Raw genomic sequence first — 17,053 nt, forward strand, 5'->3', positions numbered from 1 at the left:
ACGGCGGGCACAAGGCCCGCCGTCCGCGTGTATGGACAAGCGTGCTTCAGGAGATCAGAACGACAGATCGCCCCACACGCCGAATTCCTTGGTCTTGTCGTTCTTCTTGTCGCCGGCGTTGGCCAGGTGCGTGTACTTGTACACGGTCGACAGCTTGAGGTTCTTCATGACCGGGAACTCGACGCCCACATTCCAGTACTTGTCGCTCAGGGTCGGGTCCAGGGTCTTGCTGACGTCGGTGTCATCGTAACGACCGAACACGTTGATACCGCCGTCGGTGACGCGCACGCTGCCCCACACCGACCAGCCGCTGGACTTGTCGGTGGCAACGGTCATCACGTTGTTGAGGTTCTTGGCCTGGAAGTACTCGCCGCCGACGCGGAAGTCGCTGTCGGCATAGGCCACCATCGCGTTGGCGCGGGTGTAGGTGTTCTCGGCGCTCTGGATGTCGGTTTCCTTGCCCAGCTTGCCGCTGTAGCCACCCACGGCCACCACGAAGTTCTCGTTCGGGGTGTAGGCCACGCGGCCTTCCACGTCCATGCCCTTGCTGCGGGTCGGGTTCTTGTAGCCGGCGCCGGACACGACCGACACGGCGTAGTTGAAGTTGTTGCCCAGGTTGCCGAAGCCATGCAGGCCCCAGTCGGACGAGTTGCCGTACTTCAGGCGGTCGGTCAGCGTGTTCTCGACATAACGCATGCCGTAGAACTTCTCGACGTACGGGATCCACGGCATGTCGGCGGCACCGACGCGCAGGTTGAAGGCCGGGTCGAAGCTGCCCTGCACGTAGGCCTTCTTGACGAACAGTTCGGTGTTGCCGATGGCCGAGCTGTACTGGAAGTCGGTGGTCAGGTTGGCCGACCAGATGTCGTTGAACTTGTGGTCGACGGTCAGGTAGAAGCGCTTGACGTCCAGGCCGGTGCCGCTGGCGGCGGTGTCCTTGCCGTTGCTGGTCTTGTCGATGTTGGTCAGGTCGAAGAACATGCGACCGCCGATCTTGTTGTCATTGACCAGCTTGGCCAGCTTGTCGACGCTGGTCTGGGTCTTCTGCGCACCCTCCAGGGCCTGTGCCTGGGTGATGTTCACTTCAGACTGCGCGTCGGACTGCGCCTGCAGCGCCTGCGAATCGTTCTGCAACTGCTGGACCTGGGCCTGCAGCGCGGCGATCTGTGCCTGCAGCTGCTGCAGCTGTGCCTGGGATACGCCCGTGCTGGCAGGGGCTGCGAAGGCGTCGGCGGAAACCAGACCGAGGCTTGCAACGACCGCGGCGGCGAGCAAATGGGAACGCATTTTGGATTTCTCCAGAGGGTTGGAATGGCTTGGGCAGAACGCCACGCCGGCAGGCCGGTCAAGCGTTTTGCGAACGTTCCGTTAAAACCATGACAACCGAATGACAGAGTGCGCACCAACCACAGATTTCTTCCTGCGGTCATGCGTACGACTCATTTGCCTTTCCCTGCGGGTCGATCGGCTGCGGCCGCGGGCGTGATGAACCCATGGCAGTGCACGCGCCCGCCCGGCCAGCCCCCCCGGCACGCGTTCCCTGGAGCCAGGGAATGAGGTTGAACCGCTGCACGCTGCGCGGCGGCGCAGGGCTGCCGGGACGCGCTGTAACGGATGCGTCATACAACGGTCCCGGCGCTGTCATCGAACCGTTATGGAATGTGCGCCGGGCGGGTAACCCCGCATCCCAATCAACCCAGGAGCCACCCCGTGATCCACGCCTTCAAGTCGCGCGTTGCCGTTGCCGTCTTCGCAGCGTCGTCCGTGTTCGCCGCCAACGCCGCTGAAATCACCGGCGCGGGCGCCTCGTTCATCTACCCGGTGATGTCGAAGTGGTCGGCCGACTACAACGCCGCCACCAGCAACAAGGTCAACTACCAGTCGATCGGTTCCGGCGGCGGCATTGCGCAGATCAAGGCCAAGACCGTTGATTTCGGCTCCTCCGACGCGCCGCTGAAGCCAGAAGAGCTGGCCGCTTCGGGCCTGGCACAGTTCCCGTCGGTGATCGGCGGCGTGGTGCCGGTGGTCAACGTGGCCGGCATCGCCCCGGGCGCACTGAAGCTGGACGGCACCGTGCTGGCCAACATCTTCCTGGGCAAGATCAAGACCTGGAACGACCCGGCCATCGCCGCGCTGAACCCGGGCGTGACCCTGCCGAGCGCGAAGATCACCGTCGTGCACCGCTCGGATGGTTCGGGCACCACCTTCAACTTCGTCAACTACCTGTCCAAGGTCAGCCCGGAATGGAAGACCTCGGTCGGTGAAGGCACCTCGGTCCAGTGGCCGGCCGGCATCGGTGGCAAGGGCAACGAAGGCGTTGCTGCCTACGTGAAGCAGATCAAGGGCGGCATCGGCTACGTCGAACTGTCCTACGCGCTGCAGAACAAGCTGTCGTACACCGCGATGAAGAACGCCGCTGGCAGGTTCGTGCAGCCGAGCGACGCGTCGTTCGCTGCCGCCGCCGCCAGCGCCGACTGGGCCAACGCCAAGGACTTCTACCTGGTGATGACCAACGCCCCGGGCGCCGAGTCCTGGCCGATCACCGCCACCAACTTCATCCTGGTGCACAAGAAGCCGAAGAATGCTGCCAACGGCAAGGCCACCCAGGAGTTCTTCCGCTGGGTCTACAAGAGCGGCGACGCCCAGGCCCGCCAGCTGGACTACGTGCCGCTGCCGGACAGCCTGGTCCGCCAGATCGAGACCTACTGGTCGCAGAACCTGAAGTAAGCACGTTCCCCCCGCAGGAACGGGGCCGGCGGGTCCTCTCTCCCCCGCCGGCCCCAACCGGGCGCGAGATCCTCGAGATCTCGCGCTCTTCTTGTTTCCGGGGGTGTCTGCCTCTGTAGCGCCGAACCCACGCTCGGCGCTACCTTGCACCGGCCGGTGCTATCGGTGCGCAGATCCGGGGGCACCGGGCCCCTGCCGGATCGGCGCCCACCCTGTGAAACCCTTGTCGGAACGTGATCCAGGACACCTCTGTCATGCGCGTAATACGGCTGTAACAAAAACATCATTTCATAGCCGCATCCGCCGACGCCGTCGGCTCTACCCCGCTATGGAGTGACCATGAAACTGCACTCGGCCGGCCTTGCCGCCCTTTCCCTGGCCATCGCCCTGGGCCTGTCGGCCTGCGGTGGCGACAAGCAGGCCGCGCAGCAGCCGGCGGCCGACGGTGCCGCGGCCCCGGCCGCCGCCGGTGCCAAGGTGACCGCCGAAGTGTCCGGTGCGGGCGCCTCCTTCATCTTCCCGCTGGTCTCCAAGTGGTCGGCCGACTACAACGCCAGCACCGGCGCCAAGATCAACTACCAGTCGATCGGCTCCGGCGGCGGCATCGCCCAGATCAAGGCCGGCACCGTCGACTTCGGTTCCTCCGACAAGCCGCTGAGCAGCGAAGAGCTGGCCCAGGCCGGCCTGGCGCAGTTCCCGTCGGCCATCGGCGGCGTGGTGCCGGTGGTCAACATCGACGGCCTGGAAGGCGGCAAGCTGCGCCTGAGCGGCGCCCTGCTGGCCGACATCTTCCTGGGCAAGGTCAAGACCTGGAACGACCCGGCCATCGTCGCTGCCAACCCGGGCGTGAAGCTGCCGGATGGCAAGATCACCCTGGTCCACCGTTCGGACGGTTCGGGCACCACCTTCAACTTCTCCAACTACCTGTCCAAGGTCAGCCCGGAGTGGAAGAGCAAGGTCGGCGAAGGCACCTCGGTGCAGTGGCCGGACGGCGTCGGTGGCAAGGGCAATGAAGGCGTCGCGTCCTACGTGAAGCAGATCAAGGGCTCGATCGGCTATGTCGAGCTGGCCTACGCGCTGCAGAACGGCATGCCGTACACCGCCATGCAGAACGCCGCCGGCAACTGGGTCGAGCCGAGCGCGGAAACCTTTGCCGCAGCGGCCGCCAGCGCCGACTGGGCCAGCGCCAAGGACTTCAACCTGGTCATCACCAACGCACCGGGCGAGCAGGCGTGGCCGATCACCGCCACCAACTTCATGCTGATGCAGAAGAAGCCGAAGGACGCCAAGCGCAACCAGGACACCCTGGCCTTCTTCAAGTGGGCCTTCGAGAACGGCCAGGCCCAGGCCAACGAGCTGCACTACGTGCCGCTGCCGGCCGAACTGGTCAAGCAGATCGAGGCCTACTGGGCGACCGACCTGAAGTGATGGACCCGACGGTGCCCGCCCCGCGCGGGCACCGCTTCTTCCACGCCATGCCGCCCCGCCCCTTCCTGGCCCTGCCGTCCCCATGAATGCCATCGCCCAGCCTGTAGCCGCCCCGTCCACGCGCGATGCGCGTGATGCCCGCAACGACAAACTGTTCCGATGGGTGCTGGTCGGCACCGTCATCTTCGTCCTGATCGCCCTGGCCTGCGCCGCGCTGTCGATGCTGTGGGGCGGCCGCCATGCCCTGCAGATGCAGGGCCTGAGCTTCTTCTTCTCGGCCGACTGGAACCCGGTCGAAAACAAGTTCGGCGCGCTCGCGCCGATCTACGGCACCCTGGTCACCGCCGTCATCGCGATGGTCATTGCCGTGCCGGTCAGCTTCGGCATCGCGTTCTTCCTCACCGAAGTCGCGCCGCGCTGGCTGCGTGGCCCGGTCGGTACCGCCATCGAGCTGCTGGCGGGCATTCCCTCCATCATCTACGGCATGTGGGGCCTGTTCGTGCTGGTGCCGGTGATGACCGAGTACGTCACCCCGTTCCTCAACGAAACCCTGGGCGAATGGCCGGTCATCGGTCCGCTGTTCCAGGGCCCGCCGCTGGGCATCGGCATGCTCACCGCCGGTTTCGTGCTGGCCATCATGGTCATTCCGTTCATTTCCTCGGTGATGCGCGAAGTGTTCCTGACCGTACCGACCCGCCTGAAGGAATCGGCCTATGCGCTGGGTTCCACCAAGTGGGAAGTGAGCTGGGACATCGTGCTGCCCTACACCCGCTCGGCGGTGATCGGCGGCATCTTCCTCGGCCTCGGCCGTGCCCTGGGCGAGACGATGGCGGTGGCCTTTGTGATCGGCAACAGCGTGCGCCTGTCGCCGTCGCTGCTGGAACCGGGCACCACCATCGCCGCGCTGATCGCCAACGATTTCGGCGAGGCCACCGAAACCTACCGCTCGGCCCTGCTGCTGCTCGGCTTCGTCCTCTTCATCGTCACCTTCGTGGTGCTGGCCATCGCCCGCCTGATGCTGATGCGCCTGTCCCGCAAGGAGGGCAACTGATGTCCACCACCGCTGATTCGCTGTACCTGCGCCGCCGCATCGGCAATGTCATCGCCATCACCGCGTCCTGCGCCACCGCCCTGTTCGGCCTGTTCTTCCTGGGCTGGATCCTGTTCACCCTGGCCTCCAAGGGCCTGGCCGGCATCAACCTGGATCTGTTCACCAAGATGACGCCGCCGCCGATGCAGGAAGGCGGCCTCGCCAACGCCTTCTTCGGCAGCGCGGTGATGTGCGCGCTGGCGATCGGCATCGGGACCCCGCTGGGCGTGCTGGCCGGCACCTGGCTGGCCGAGTACGGCAACGCCCGCAAGGCCGGCACCGTGGTCCGCTTCGTCAACGACATCCTGTTGTCGGCCCCATCGATCGTGCTCGGCCTGTTCGTCTACACCCTGTACGTGATGCAGACCGGTGGCAACTTCTCGGCGTTCGCCGGTGCCCTGTCGCTGGCCTTCATCGTGCTGCCGGTGGTGGTGCGCACCACCGACGAGATGCTGCGGCTGGTGCCCTCGCAGATGCGCGAAGCGGCCCTGTCGCTGGGCATCCCGCAGTGGAAGGTGATCGTGCAGGTGCTGTACCGCAGTGCCTCGGCCGGCATCATCACCGGCATCCTGCTGGCGCTGGCCCGCATCTCCGGCGAAACCGCACCGCTGCTGTTCACCGCCTTCGGCAACCAGTACTGGAACAACAACATCTTCCAGCCGATGGCCTCGGTGCCGGTGGTGATGAACCAGTTCGCCGGCAGCCCGTATGAATCCTGGCAGGTGCTGGCCTGGGCCGGTGCCCTGGTGCTGACTGTCTTCGTGTTGCTGGTCAGCCTTGCCGCCCGCGGCATCCTGCTGCGCAACCGTATCTCCCATGACTGACCTTTCCGTGGATAACGCCATGAACGACCTTTCCAACGCCGTGCCGATGCAGCGCATCGCCGTGCCGTCCTCGCACGAGAGCCTGCACACGCCGTCGCCGGTGAAGCTGGCTGCGCGTGGACTGGACTTCTACTACGACAAGTTCCACGCCCTGAAGGGCATCAACCTGGAGATCCCGGAAAAGCGCGTCACCGCGCTGATCGGTCCCTCCGGTTGCGGCAAGTCGACCCTGCTGCGCATCTTCAACCGCATCTACGCGCTGTACCCGAAGCTGGAGGCGCGCGGCGAAGTGCTGCTGGACGGCGAGAACATCCTGTCGCCGAAGTACCCCATGAACCGCCTGCGCAGCAAGGTCGGCATGGTGTTCCAGAAGCCGGTGCCGTTCCCGATGACCATCTTCGAGAACGTGGCCTACGGCATCCGCCACCACGAGAAGCTGAGCAAGGCCGACATGGCCGACCGCGTCGAGCAGGCGCTGCGCCAGGGCGCGCTGTGGGACGAGGTGAAGGACAAGCTGGGGCAGAGCGCACTGGGCCTGTCCGGCGGCCAGCAGCAGCGCCTGTGCATCGCCCGTGCCGTGGCGCTGCGCCCGTCGGTGCTGCTGCTTGACGAGCCGACCTCGGCGCTGGACCCGATCTCGACCAGCCGCATCGAGCAGCTGGTGGAAGAGCTCAAGCACGAGTACACGATCGTGATCGTCACCCACAACATGCAGCAGGCCGCGCGCGTGTCCGACTACACCGCCTTCATGTACCTGGGCGACCTGATCGAGCACGACCGCACCGAAGTGATCTTCTCGCAGCCGTCGCAGCGGCAGACCGAGGACTACATCACCGGTCGTTTCGGCTGATCGACGCTGATCCTTCGTCACATGTCACAGCCAGGCACGGCCTGGCTCTACCCGGATTGCAGACCATGAACCTTCCCAACGACCACATCGTCAAGAGCTACGACGAAGAGCAGCAGCGGCTGGTGGCCGAAATCGTGCGCATGGGCGAGATGGCGGTCGCCCAGCTCGAGGCGTCGATGGACGTGATCGAGAAGCGCGACGAGAATGCCGCCCATCGCATCATCGCCAACGACGAAGCCATCGATGCGCTGGAGCAGCAGATCAGCCATGACGTGATGCGCCTGGCCCTGCGCGGCCCGATGGCGCGCGACCTGCGCGAGATCCTCGCCGGCCTGCGCATTCCGGCCGACATCGAGCGCATCGGCGACTACGCGGCCAATGTTGCCAAGCGTTCGATCGCGCTGGGCAAGGTGCCGCCGCTGCCGCAGATCCAGGGCCTGCGTGCGCTGGGCCGCCTGGCCGCGCAGCAGGTGCGCCGCGCCATTGCCGCCTACCGCGACAATGACGCCGACGCCGCGCTGGAACTGCGCGAGGACGACGCCCGCCTGGACGCGCAGTACACCGCGCTGTTCCGCGAGCTGCTGACCTACATGATGGAAGACCCGCGCAACATCACCCCGTGCACGCACCTGCTGTTCATGGCCAAGAATCTGGAGCGCGTGGGCGACCACGCCACCAACATCGCCGAGAACGTGTGGTTCCTGGTGCACGGTGAGCAGCCGCTGCCGCCGCGCGAGAAGCGCGACGAGACCTCCAGCACCGGCCAGCCCTGACGCTGCACTGCAACACCGGAGTCGACTCCAAGGTGGCCGCTGTCCTGGTGACAGCGGCCTTTTTCTTTGCGGTGTTCCCCAGGTTTGTCGGCGTCGGGCTTGCCTGGTGCGGACCTGCCGGAGGCTTCTGTAACAGATCTCACGAAAATTTGAGGTCTCGGCGAGGATTCGTTGAGTAGGATCGCTGCAGCATCGAATCACCCCGGGCACCCGCCCACCACCCAGGAGTAATACCGATGAGCAGTTCGAACAAGACCCTGTCCCTGCTGACCGCGACCGCCCTGGCCGCCGGCCTGGGCATGACCGCCAGTGCCTCGGCCCTGAGCATGAGCGACCTCGCCCAGGGTTACCTGGTGGCCGGACAGGCAGCCAAGGCCAGCACCGACGCCAAGGCCGCCGATACCAAGATGGCCGCCGACGCAACCAAGCATGCCGAAGGCAAGTGTGGCGCCGACGGCAAGAGCGGCGAAGGCAAGTGTGGTGCCGACAAGGGCAAGGCCGCAGGTGCAGCCGGTGCCAAGGCCAAGACCGGCGACGCGAAGTCGGCCGAAGGCAAGTGTGGCGAAGGCAAGTGCGGTGGCAAGCACTGACGTCGGCGCCCGCCTCGTCCACCCGCAGTCGCCGCTTCGTGCGGCGGCTGCAGGGCTGGGCCTGCGCCGGGCGCTGCTGCAGGATCTGCGTGATGCCCCGGCAGGCGACTTCGACTTCCTCGAATGCGCGCCGGAGAACTGGATCCATGTCGGCGGAGCTGCCGGTGATGCGCTGGCCGAACTGGCGCAGCGCCATCCACTGAGCTGCCACGGCCTATCGCTGTCGCTGGGCGGCAGTGCGCCGCTGGACACCCAACTGCTGGAACAGGTCGGGCAGTTCCTGGAAACACACCGGGTATCGCTGTACAGCGAGCACCTGAGCTACTGCAGCGACGACGGCCACCTGTACGACCTGCTGCCGATTCCGTTCACCGATGAAGCCGTACGCCACACCGCCGCGCGCATCCGCAGGGTGCAGGAGCTGCTCGGCCGCCGTATCGCGGTGGAGAACGTGTCCTACTACCTGGCGCCGGAACCGGCGATGGACGAACTGGCGTTCACCAATGCGGTGCTCGCCGAAGCCGACTGCGACCTGCTGCTGGACGTCAACAACGTCTACGTCAACGCCTGCAACCACGGCTACGATGCCGATGCGTTCATCGCCGGCCTGCCCGCGCAGCGCATCGTCTGCCTGCACGTGGCCGGGCACCTGGACGAGGCACCGGACCTGAAGATCGACACCCATGGCAGCGCGGTGATCGATCCGGTCTGGGAGCTGCTGGCGCGTACCTATGCACGCATCGGCCCGCGCCCCACCCTGCTCGAACGCGATTTCAATTTCCCGCCCTATGCGGAACTGCGGGGCGAACTGCAGACCATCCGCCGTCTGCAGGCCACCCACGCCGGGGCTGCACATGGCTGACGCCACCGACACCCTGCGCGCGCAGCAGCACGCGTTCACCGCGCACCTGCGCGACCCCCAGGCAGTCCCCGCACCGGCCGGACTGGATCCCCGCCGCGTGGCGGTCTACCAGCACCTGCTGTTCAACAACCTGCTGGGCCTGCTGAGCAATGGCTTCCCGGTCTGCGTGCGCCTGCTCGGCGAACCGGCCTGGAGCGCACTGGTGCGCCACTACTTCGCCAACCATCGCTGCCAGACGCCGCTGTTCACCGAACTGGCCGCCGAATTCGTGCAGTGGCTGCAGGTGCAGCCGCAGCTGCCGCACCCGGCGCTGGCCGAACTGGCCCATTACGAGTGGGTGGAAACCGCGCTGTACCAGCTGCAGGCCGATCCCCTTCCCGCACCCGGCGCTGCCGATCCGCTGCACGTGCCGCTGCAGCGCTCGCCGCTGGCCTGGCCGCTGCTGTACCAGTGGCCGGTGCACCGCCTGGGTGCCGACGATGCACCGACCCGGCCTCCGACCGAACCGACCGGCCTGCTGGTCCGCCGCGACGCCGGCGGCGAAGTGCGATTCGCCGAACTCAGCCCGTTGGCGGTGTACCTGCTGTCCAGCATTGGCGAACAGCCCGGGCTGGAAGGCCAGGCCTACCTGCGGCAGCTGGCCCGCGCGCACGGGCTGGCAGAGGACGCCCTGGCCGAACCGGGTGCTGCGCTGCTGCAGCAGTTCGTGCAGGCCGGCGTGATCGGTCCGCTCGCCTCCCCACCCTGACACCCCTCCCCGGAGATCCACCGATGAAGCTACCGCTCCTGGCCGCCGCACGCGGCCAGCTGGACCGTCTCGCCCCCTGGTTGGCCCCGCTCGGCCTGCGCCTGCTGCTGGCCTGGGAATACTTCGAATCCGGCCGCGAGAAACTGCATGGGCAGAACTGGTTTGCCGATCTGCAGGACGCCTTCCCGTTCCCGTTCAACCAGCTGCCCGCCGCGCTGAACTGGCAGCTTGCCACGTGGTTCGAACTGATCGGTGCGGCATGCCTGCTGATGGGCTTCGGCACCCGCTTTGCTGCCGCCAGCCTGCTGGTGCTGACCATCGTGGCCACCTACGCAGTGCATTGGCCGATGGACTGGCAGTCACTGGGCGACCTCGCCATGGGCTATGTGATCAGTGACCAGGGCTTTGGCAACTACAAGCTGCCGGTGCTGTTCATGGCCATGCTGCTGCCGCTGGTCTTCACCGGCGCCGGCAGGCTGAGCGTGGATGCATGGTTGGCTCGGTGGCAGCCATCAGGTACCAAGGCACGGCCTGCGGTCCGGTAAATGCCAACCCAGGTTGGCACCTCCCGGGATCCTGGGCGTGCGCTGCACCGGCAGCTGTCGACCTTGGTCAAAACTCGCCCACGCAGGAAACCCGGGCCCCACGGGCCAGCCGGGCGCTCAGGGGCGCTCTGCTAGAATTCACGCATGACTGACCCCACCCCCGCACCTGCCGCCGCTCCCGATTCCGCAGTACCCCAGGCGCAGCGCGCGATGTCCCAACGCTTCCGCGGCTTCCTGCCGGTGGTCGTGGATGTGGAAACCGGCGGCTTCGACAGCCAGCGCAATGCGCTGCTGGAAATCGCAGCCGTGCCGATCGAGATGGACGAGAACGGCCTGCTGTACCCCGGCCAGACTGCCAGCGCCCATGTGGTACCGGCCGAAGGCCTGGAAATCGACCCCAAGTCGCTGGAAGTGACAGGCATCATCCTCGACCACCCGTTCCGGCTGGCCAAGGAAGAAAAGGCGGCGCTGGACCACATCTTCACTCCGGTGCGTGCGGCGATGAAGAAGTACGGCTGCCAGCGCGCGATCCTGGTTGGCCATAACGCGCATTTCGACCTTGGCTTCGTCAACGCGGCCGTGGCGCGGACCGGCCACAAGCGCAATCCGTTCCATCCGTTCAGCGTCTTCGACACGGTGACCCTGGCCGGGATCGCCTACGGGCAGACGGTGCTGGCACGCGCGGCCACCGCGGCCGGGCTGGGCTGGGATGCCAACGAGGCCCACAGCGCGGTGTATGACACCGAACAGACCGCGCGGCTGTTCTGCACCATCGCCAACGCCTGGCCGCGGTGAAGCGGCCAGCGGCGTAGCCCCTCGTGGCGTGAAGCGAATCATCGGTTGGGCCGAGCAGGGTGGGTTCGCGCGGGACGCCGTGAACCCGTCCCTGCGGGCCTAGCCGCGCCATCCATGGCGCAGATGCCCCCGCGCCCCCCCTGCCCGGCCTTCGAAAGGTTGCTGGCCGCCACGGAAAGATCAGAAAAAGCGGGAGCAGCAGCGTGTCGCGGCGCACGTCGGGGGCTGACGATCACTGCTGTGGTGGGTCACGTCTCTGGTGGATGCCGACCGTTGGTACGGCAACACCCGTAGCGCCACGCCATGCGTGGATGAACTCAACCAATGCTCGTCCGATCCCGGCCGTCACTCTTGGCGCGGTACAGCGCGCGGTCGGCGCGCTGGTACAGCAGCGCCGGGGTGCGGTCGTCGGCGTCCACTTCCACCAGGCCGGCGCTGAAGGTCACGCGCAGTCCTGCCACCCCGGCCCAGTCCGGGTGGTCATGGAACAGCCCGCGCAGCCGTGCACACAGCTGTGCGGCCTCTTCCAGGCGGGTGTCGTTGAGCAGCAGCGCGAACTCTTCGCCGCCGGTGCGCGCCGGCAGGTCGGAGTCGCGGCAGGCCGCAGCGATCAACGTCGCCACCTGCACCAGCACGGCATCGCCGATGCTGTGGCTGTGGCGATCGTTGACGGCCTTGAAGTGGTCGATGTCCAGCACCACCAGGCACAGTGGATGGCCACTGCGCTGCGAGCGGGCGAAATCACGCGCCAGCGTCTCGTCGAAGCCACGGCGGTTGGCCAGGCCGGTCAGGGCGTCTTCGCGGGCCTGCCGCTCGAACGCCTCGGCCTGCCGCGCCAGGCGCTCGGCCAGTTCGGTCTTTTCCTGGTTCAGCGCCTGCAGGTGCACGGTCTTGGCCTGCAAATCGAAAGTAGCTTCGTCCACTCGCCGCGCCAGGCGCAGGTTGCTGGCCTGCAGCTGCTGCAGCAGCAGCCGGTACAGCGCCACCAGGCCGCCCAGCAGCAACAGCCCCGCCAGTACCTGCACGCTGCGGCGCTGCCACCAGAACGGCTCGACACTGAAGCTCCACACTGCCTCCTGCTGGCCCCAGGTGCCTCCCGGGTGCGCCGCCGCCACGTGCAGGGTGTAGTCGCCCGGCGGCAGGCCGACGAACTCGACGCTGCGCTGCGGGCCGCGCTCGACCCAGCCGCCATCGAGCCCGTCCAGCCGCGTGCGGTAGCGGATCCGGTCGGACATCAGGTAGCTCAGGCCGACGTAGCTCACCGCCAGCCGGCGACCGCCGGGAATGGCGTTGCGCTCCGGTCCCTCCCAATGCACCGGCGCACCATCCACCTGCACGCTTTCGATCGCCGCAGGCGGTGACGGGCGCTCGCGGAAGCGCTGCAGGCGCTGCGGGTCGACCGTGCTCAGGCCGCCGGCGGTGACCACCCAGAACGTGCCATCCTGGCGCAGGATCGCCGATGGACCGGAACTGCCGTTGGCCTGTGCATTGGCCATGCCGTCGATCTCGTTGTAGCGCTCCACCACCACCCGCGGCGTACGGCCGTCGGCGACCGCGTTGAGGGTAGCCATGTCGGTGCGCAGCACACCGCGATTGCTGCTGATCCACACATTGCCAAGGCGATCGGGCACCAGCTGGAACACCGCATCCACCGGCATGCCCTGCTCCAGGCCAACCCGTGCCAGCCTGCCATTGCGCCAGCGGTACAGGCCGCGATCACTGCTGATCCACATCGCGTCGCCCAGCTGGTGGAAGCCGAACACGCTGCGGCCGCCGCCCAGCGGCGCCAGGTCGATCGACTGCACGTGGTCGCCGCGCAGCACGCGGATGCCTTCGATGGTGCCGATCCACAGGTTGCCCTGATGGTCATGCTCGAGCGCGGTGATCAGGCCGCCGGGCATGCCGGGCACGTCCGAAACGTGCACGCGGTCGCCGTCGATGCGCACCACGCCCTTCTGCGTGCCGGCCCAGACCACGCCCTGCGGATCAACGCTGATCGCACGGATGTTGCCGCCCGGCATGCCATCGGCGGCCGCGTAGTTGTGGCGCAGCTGGCCGTCGCGGCCGAGCCGGTAGACACCATCGCCGAATGTTCCCACCCACAGGTCACCATCGGGCCCCTGCGCCAGGCTCAGCACCGACGGTGCCTTGCCGCCGCGGTTGTGCAGCGGCATCGCCCGGAAACGGCCATCGGCGGTCTGCAGGTCAAGCCCGCTGGCACTGCCGACCCACAGCTGGCGGTCGCGGTCCTCCAACACCGTGCGCACGTAGTCGCCACTGAGCCCGTCGCGCTCGGTGTAGCTGCTGAACAGTGTCTCGCGCAGGCGGTACAGGCCGCCATTGGCGCCCACCCAGATGCTGCCTTCGGCATCCTCGCGCAGGCTGACCACGCGTCCACCCGGCAGGTTCAGGCCGGCCGGCAGCCGCTCCAGGCCGTGCCCGGAGATGCGCAGCAGCCCCTGGTTCTCGGTGCCCAGCCACAGGTCGCCGTGCCGGTCCTGCAGCATCGAGGTCATGTGCAGCTGGCCGGGCAGGCGGTGCACCAGCACCAGCCGATCGTCCTCCACCCGGTACAGGCGCTCGCCGGCGACGATCCACAACGCGCCGTCCGGCGCGCGGTACGGCCACGACAGGCCAGTGCCTGCGCCCAGCCCCCACGCCGCAGGCGCCCGCTTGAGTACGCCGTCGTTGTCGCGCAGCACCAGCCCGTCGAGCGTGCCGACCCAGACCCGGTCCTGCGCATCAACCACCAGCCTGGTGAAGCTCATCGCCATCGGCAGGTCGGCCGCCGGCGCCCGGTAGACGATGCCCGAGTCCGGCGTCAGATAGCCGATGCCCTTGCCTTCGTACAACAGCCACAGCCGGCCCTGGCTGTCCATCTGCATGGACTGGATCAGCACCTGCGGCGTATCCGCCTGGTGCTCCCAGACCCGCCACTGGCCATCACTGCCGCGGTGGCTGACATTGCCGCGCGAGTCGCTGATCCACAGCCCGCCCTGGCGGTCGACGAACAGCGCGCCGATGCCGTTGTCGCGCAGGCCCGGGCGCGTGCTGCGGTCGAACACGGTGAAATCCAGGCCGTTGTAGCGCACCAGTCCTTCCCAGGTGGCGAACCACAGATGGCCCTCCGGCGTCTGTGCGATGTCGCGCAGCGAGTTGTGCGGCAGGCCATTGCGCGAGGTCCATACGTCGATGGCGTAGTCGCGCAGCGGCGGTGCGCCCTCCTGCGCAGCCAGTGGCAGCGCCAGGGCCAGCAGCAGCCATAGCAGGCCCTGTCGCAGTGCCCGCTGGATTGCTGATGCGCGGCGCTCCACCCAGCGCCCCTGATCCCCCTGCCCGCCCATCAGCGCGGCGGCGGCGGCCAGGTGCGGCTGCAGGACGCGGCAGGGTGCAGGAACAACCGGGCAGCGCGCACTGGCATGCCGGCAGGAACGGGCTGGCTCATCGGGGAGAGGCTGGGGAGATGCGCAGATGATAGGCCAAACCCCGGCCCGGGCGTCACCGCGTGCGGCGCCCCGGCTCAGCCGGCGCGGCCGGGCGCCACCACCTGGGCACTGGCCGGCCACTGCACCACCGCCTCCAGGCCCCCTTCGGCCCGGTTGCGCAGCCACAGCCGGGCCCCGTCCTTTTCGGCCAGGGCGCGGGCAATGGTCAGGCCCAGGCCGGCACCGCCGGTCTCGCGCGAACGCGAGGTTTCCACCCGCACGAACGGATCGAACACCGCCTCCAACTGCTCCTCGGCCAGGCCGGGGCCATCGTCGGCCACCACCACGGTGATCGCACCGCCGCTGCGCTCGACCCGCACCCGTGCCCGCTGCGCATACATCACCGCGTTGTCCACCAGGTTGGAGAACAGGCGGTGCATGGCCAGCGGCCGCAGCATCAACACCGCACCGCTGCCGCCTTCGAAGACCACATCGGCGCCGCCTTCGGCGGTGTCCTCGACAATGCTCTCCAGCAGCGAATCCAGGTCCAGTGCGGCACGCTGCTCGGCACTCTCGGCACTGCGGGCCAGTTCCAGGCCCTCGCGCACCAGCGCCTGCATCGCGGCCAGGTCACCGATCAGGCGCTCGCGCAGGGTCTCGTCGCTGACGTTCTCCAGGCGCAGGCGCAGCCGCGTCAACGGCGTCTGCAGGTCATGGGTGATCGCCGCCAGCATCTGCGTGCGTTCGGCCAGGTGCCGCTGCAGGCGGTGCTGCATGGCGTTGAAGGCTTCGGCGGCGCGCTGCACTTCGCGCGGCCCGCGCAGGGGCAACGGGTCGCGCTGCAGGTCATCGCCGAGGTCTTCGGCGGCGGCGGCCAGTTCCTGCAGTGGCGCGCTGGCCATGCGCGCAACGATGTAGGCCAGCACCGCGATCGCCAGCACCAGCAGGGTCAGGAACCACGGGTCCACGGCCAGGATGCCGTTGTGCGCCACTGCCGGCGAGTCCAGCGCCAGCTTCAGCAGCGTGCCGTCGTTGAGGGTCACGTCCACCGCGCGGCACTTGGGCGGGATGAAGGCCGGGTCGCGTTCGCGCGGCGGCCGCCGATGGCCCGGCGGCGGTGGCGGCAGCAGGTCCTGCAGCTTGGGAATGCAGGAGCGGAATGAAGTGAAGTGCACATGTGCGCGCGACACCGGCCCCGGCCGGTCTTCCAGCACTTCCATCAGCGCCGTGTCGGCGCGTCCCAGCCGGGCGCCCGGCTGCAGCGCGCGCACGCTTGGCCCGCCGATCGCCAGCAGGCGCTCACGCAGCTCCGGATTGCCGTCCAGCAGGTTGACGTAGCCCTGCAGGCGGTCGGCGATCCGGTTCAGGTTCTGCCGCTCGAATTCCTGCTGGCGCTTTGACGTGGCCAGCATGGTCGCGCCGATCGCCGCCACCGCCATGCCCAGCAGCAGGATCACGAACAACCGCCCGACCATCGAGGACAGGAAATGGCGCAGGCGTTTCATCGCCGCTTATTCCAGGTTGACCGACGAGGCCAGCACGTAGCCTTCGTTGCGTACGGTCTTGATCAGCCCGTCCGGGCCGCCGTCATCGCCCAGCTTGTTGCGCAGGCGGCTGACCTGCAGGTCGATCGCACGATCCTGTGCCTCATAGTTGCGGCCACTGCTGAGCGCGACCAGCTGCTCGCGCGACAGCACCTTGTTGGCGTGGGCGATGAACACCCGCAGCAGGCGGAACTCGGCACCGGACAGGACCACCACGCGGTCATCCGGGTCGACCAGGTGGCGATGCTCCAGGTCGAACACCCAGCGCGAGAAACGCGCGCGGCGCACCGCCAGCGGTTCCAGGTTGGCCGGCAGCGCCTCGGTCCGGCGCAGCACGTTGCGGATGCGCGCCAGCAGTTCACGCGGCTCGAACGGCTTGGCCAGGTAGTCGTCGGCACCCATTTCCAGGCCCAGCACGCGGTCGATCGGCTCGGCGCGGGCGGTCAGCATGATCACCGGCGTGTTCGAGCGCGCACGCAGGTCGCGGCACAGGGTCAGGCCATCCTCGCGCGGCAGGTTGAGGTCGAGCACGATCAGGTCCACGTGCTCGCGGTCCAGCAGCTGGCGCATGGCGGTGCCATCTGCGGCGGTGCTCACCTGGTAGCCGGCGCGGCCGAGCTGCTCGGCCAGCAGCGTGCGGATGTCGTTGTCGTCGTCGACGATCAGCAGTCGATGCATCGTGTTTTCAGTCTCCATGTCGCGATCATCCCGTGTCGGCAGCTGAACCGCATCCGGGGCAATGCGTACCAGTGTATCCACCCGGGGACGGGATACCTGTGGTTACGCGTATTCACCGACAGTGTTACACACAGACATACCCCGAGGATTGAGCGGTCCATCGTCCGGTCTTCA

Annotated in this window: 15 protein-coding genes; 11 read left to right on the forward strand and 4 right to left on the reverse strand. The window is 67.6% G+C overall.

Features of this window, described 5'->3' with window-relative positions; translation table 11 throughout:
* Window positions 1-54: 54 nt before the first annotated feature.
* Window positions 55-1,287 carry a porin gene (locus LRM18_RS17035; protein WP_049466984.1) on the reverse strand — a complete coding sequence of 411 codons (1,233 nt, stop codon included), beginning with the start codon at window positions 1,285-1,287 and terminating at the stop codon, window positions 55-57.
* A gap of 423 nt (window positions 1,288-1,710) precedes the next feature.
* On the opposite strand from LRM18_RS17035, the gene pstS (LRM18_RS17040) reads away from it, so the two are divergent.
* From pstS (LRM18_RS17040) to rnt, 11 genes are all read left to right on the forward strand, one after another.
* On the forward strand, window positions 1,711-2,727 hold the full coding sequence (pstS, locus tag LRM18_RS17040; RefSeq protein WP_053463535.1) for a phosphate ABC transporter substrate-binding protein PstS: 1,017 nt from the start codon (window positions 1,711-1,713) through the stop codon (window positions 2,725-2,727).
* Window positions 2,728-3,066: 339 nt separating this feature from the next.
* A complete protein-coding gene (gene pstS, locus LRM18_RS17045) occupies window positions 3,067-4,155 on the forward strand; it encodes a phosphate ABC transporter substrate-binding protein PstS (protein WP_057493509.1) in 1,089 nt (362 codons plus the stop codon).
* A gap of 82 nt (window positions 4,156-4,237) precedes the next feature.
* Window positions 4,238-5,206 carry a phosphate ABC transporter permease subunit PstC gene (gene pstC, locus LRM18_RS17050; protein ID WP_049466991.1) on the forward strand — a complete coding sequence of 323 codons (969 nt, stop codon included), beginning with the start codon at window positions 4,238-4,240 and terminating at the stop codon, window positions 5,204-5,206.
* A complete protein-coding gene (pstA, locus tag LRM18_RS17055) occupies window positions 5,206-6,069 on the forward strand; it encodes a phosphate ABC transporter permease PstA (RefSeq protein WP_049466993.1) in 864 nt (287 codons plus the stop codon). The genes pstC and pstA overlap by 1 nt, the downstream gene beginning before the upstream one ends.
* 19 nt (window positions 6,070-6,088) lie before the next feature.
* On the forward strand, window positions 6,089-6,919 hold the full coding sequence (gene pstB, locus LRM18_RS17060) for a phosphate ABC transporter ATP-binding protein PstB (RefSeq protein WP_005408788.1): 831 nt from the start codon (window positions 6,089-6,091) through the stop codon (window positions 6,917-6,919).
* A 65-nt stretch (window positions 6,920-6,984) separates the two neighbouring features.
* Window positions 6,985-7,692, forward strand: a complete 708-nt coding sequence (gene phoU, locus LRM18_RS17065) for a phosphate signaling complex protein PhoU (RefSeq protein ID WP_005408787.1) — start codon at window positions 6,985-6,987, stop codon at window positions 7,690-7,692.
* A 236-nt stretch (window positions 7,693-7,928) separates the two neighbouring features.
* Window positions 7,929-8,282, forward strand: coding sequence for a hypothetical protein (locus LRM18_RS17070; RefSeq protein WP_270955113.1), 354 nt, complete (start codon window positions 7,929-7,931; stop codon window positions 8,280-8,282).
* The gene (locus LRM18_RS17075) at window positions 8,269-9,144 is read left to right on the forward strand and encodes a DUF692 domain-containing protein (RefSeq protein WP_270955114.1); all 876 of its coding nucleotides are present in this window, start codon (window positions 8,269-8,271) and stop codon (window positions 9,142-9,144) included. The genes LRM18_RS17070 and LRM18_RS17075 overlap by 14 nt, the downstream gene beginning before the upstream one ends.
* A complete protein-coding gene (locus LRM18_RS17080; protein ID WP_049466999.1) occupies window positions 9,137-9,892 on the forward strand; it encodes a putative DNA-binding domain-containing protein in 756 nt (251 codons plus the stop codon). Before LRM18_RS17075 ends, LRM18_RS17080 begins: the two co-directional genes overlap by 8 nt.
* 23 nt (window positions 9,893-9,915) lie before the next feature.
* The gene (locus LRM18_RS17085; RefSeq protein WP_270955115.1) at window positions 9,916-10,437 is read left to right on the forward strand and encodes a DoxX family protein; all 522 of its coding nucleotides are present in this window, start codon (window positions 9,916-9,918) and stop codon (window positions 10,435-10,437) included.
* 210 nt (window positions 10,438-10,647) lie between these two features.
* Window positions 10,648-11,232 carry a ribonuclease T gene (gene rnt / locus LRM18_RS17090; RefSeq protein ID WP_005408782.1) on the forward strand — a complete coding sequence of 195 codons (585 nt, stop codon included), beginning with the start codon at window positions 10,648-10,650 and terminating at the stop codon, window positions 11,230-11,232.
* A gap of 317 nt (window positions 11,233-11,549) precedes the next feature.
* On the opposite strand, the gene LRM18_RS17095 is transcribed toward rnt, so the two are convergent.
* From LRM18_RS17095 to LRM18_RS17105, 3 genes are all read right to left on the reverse strand, one after another.
* Complete coding sequence (locus LRM18_RS17095) at window positions 11,550-14,576, reverse strand: ligand-binding sensor domain-containing diguanylate cyclase (RefSeq protein WP_270955116.1); 3,027 nt, start codon at window positions 14,574-14,576, stop codon at window positions 11,550-11,552.
* A 176-nt stretch (window positions 14,577-14,752) separates the two neighbouring features.
* Entirely contained in the window at window positions 14,753-16,162 is a 1,410-nt protein-coding gene (locus LRM18_RS17100) for an ATP-binding protein (protein ID WP_049467003.1), read from the reverse strand.
* Window positions 16,163-16,168: 6 nt separating this feature from the next.
* Complete coding sequence (locus LRM18_RS17105; RefSeq protein ID WP_005408779.1) at window positions 16,169-16,897, reverse strand: response regulator; 729 nt, start codon at window positions 16,895-16,897, stop codon at window positions 16,169-16,171.
* Window positions 16,898-17,053: the final 156 nt, after the last annotated feature.

The organism is Stenotrophomonas sp. PI_27 (genome assembly GCF_027854495.1).
GTDB lineage: Bacteria > Pseudomonadota > Gammaproteobacteria > Xanthomonadales > Xanthomonadaceae > Stenotrophomonas > Stenotrophomonas pavanii.

Coding starts and splice junctions, on each gene's coding strand:
- rnt (WP_005408782.1), top strand. CDS start 10,648: ATGTCCCAACGCTTCCGCGGCTTCCTGCCGGTGGTCGTGGATGTGGAA.
- LRM18_RS17100 (WP_049467003.1), bottom strand. CDS start 16,162: ATGAAACGCCTGCGCCATTTCCTGTCCTCGATGGTCGGGCGGTTGTTC.
- LRM18_RS17035 (WP_049466984.1), bottom strand. CDS start 1,287: ATGCGTTCCCATTTGCTCGCCGCCGCGGTCGTTGCAAGCCTCGGTCTG.
- pstS (WP_057493509.1), top strand. CDS start 3,067: ATGAAACTGCACTCGGCCGGCCTTGCCGCCCTTTCCCTGGCCATCGCC.
- pstA (WP_049466993.1), top strand. CDS start 5,206: ATGTCCACCACCGCTGATTCGCTGTACCTGCGCCGCCGCATCGGCAAT.
- LRM18_RS17095 (WP_270955116.1), bottom strand. CDS start 14,576: ATGGGCGGGCAGGGGGATCAGGGGCGCTGGGTGGAGCGCCGCGCATCA.
- LRM18_RS17070 (WP_270955113.1), top strand. CDS start 7,929: ATGAGCAGTTCGAACAAGACCCTGTCCCTGCTGACCGCGACCGCCCTG.
- LRM18_RS17105 (WP_005408779.1), bottom strand. CDS start 16,897: ATGGAGACTGAAAACACGATGCATCGACTGCTGATCGTCGACGACGAC.
- LRM18_RS17085 (WP_270955115.1), top strand. CDS start 9,916: ATGAAGCTACCGCTCCTGGCCGCCGCACGCGGCCAGCTGGACCGTCTC.
- pstC (WP_049466991.1), top strand. CDS start 4,238: ATGAATGCCATCGCCCAGCCTGTAGCCGCCCCGTCCACGCGCGATGCG.
- pstB (WP_005408788.1), top strand. CDS start 6,089: ATGAACGACCTTTCCAACGCCGTGCCGATGCAGCGCATCGCCGTGCCG.
- phoU (WP_005408787.1), top strand. CDS start 6,985: ATGAACCTTCCCAACGACCACATCGTCAAGAGCTACGACGAAGAGCAG.
- LRM18_RS17080 (WP_049466999.1), top strand. CDS start 9,137: ATGGCTGACGCCACCGACACCCTGCGCGCGCAGCAGCACGCGTTCACC.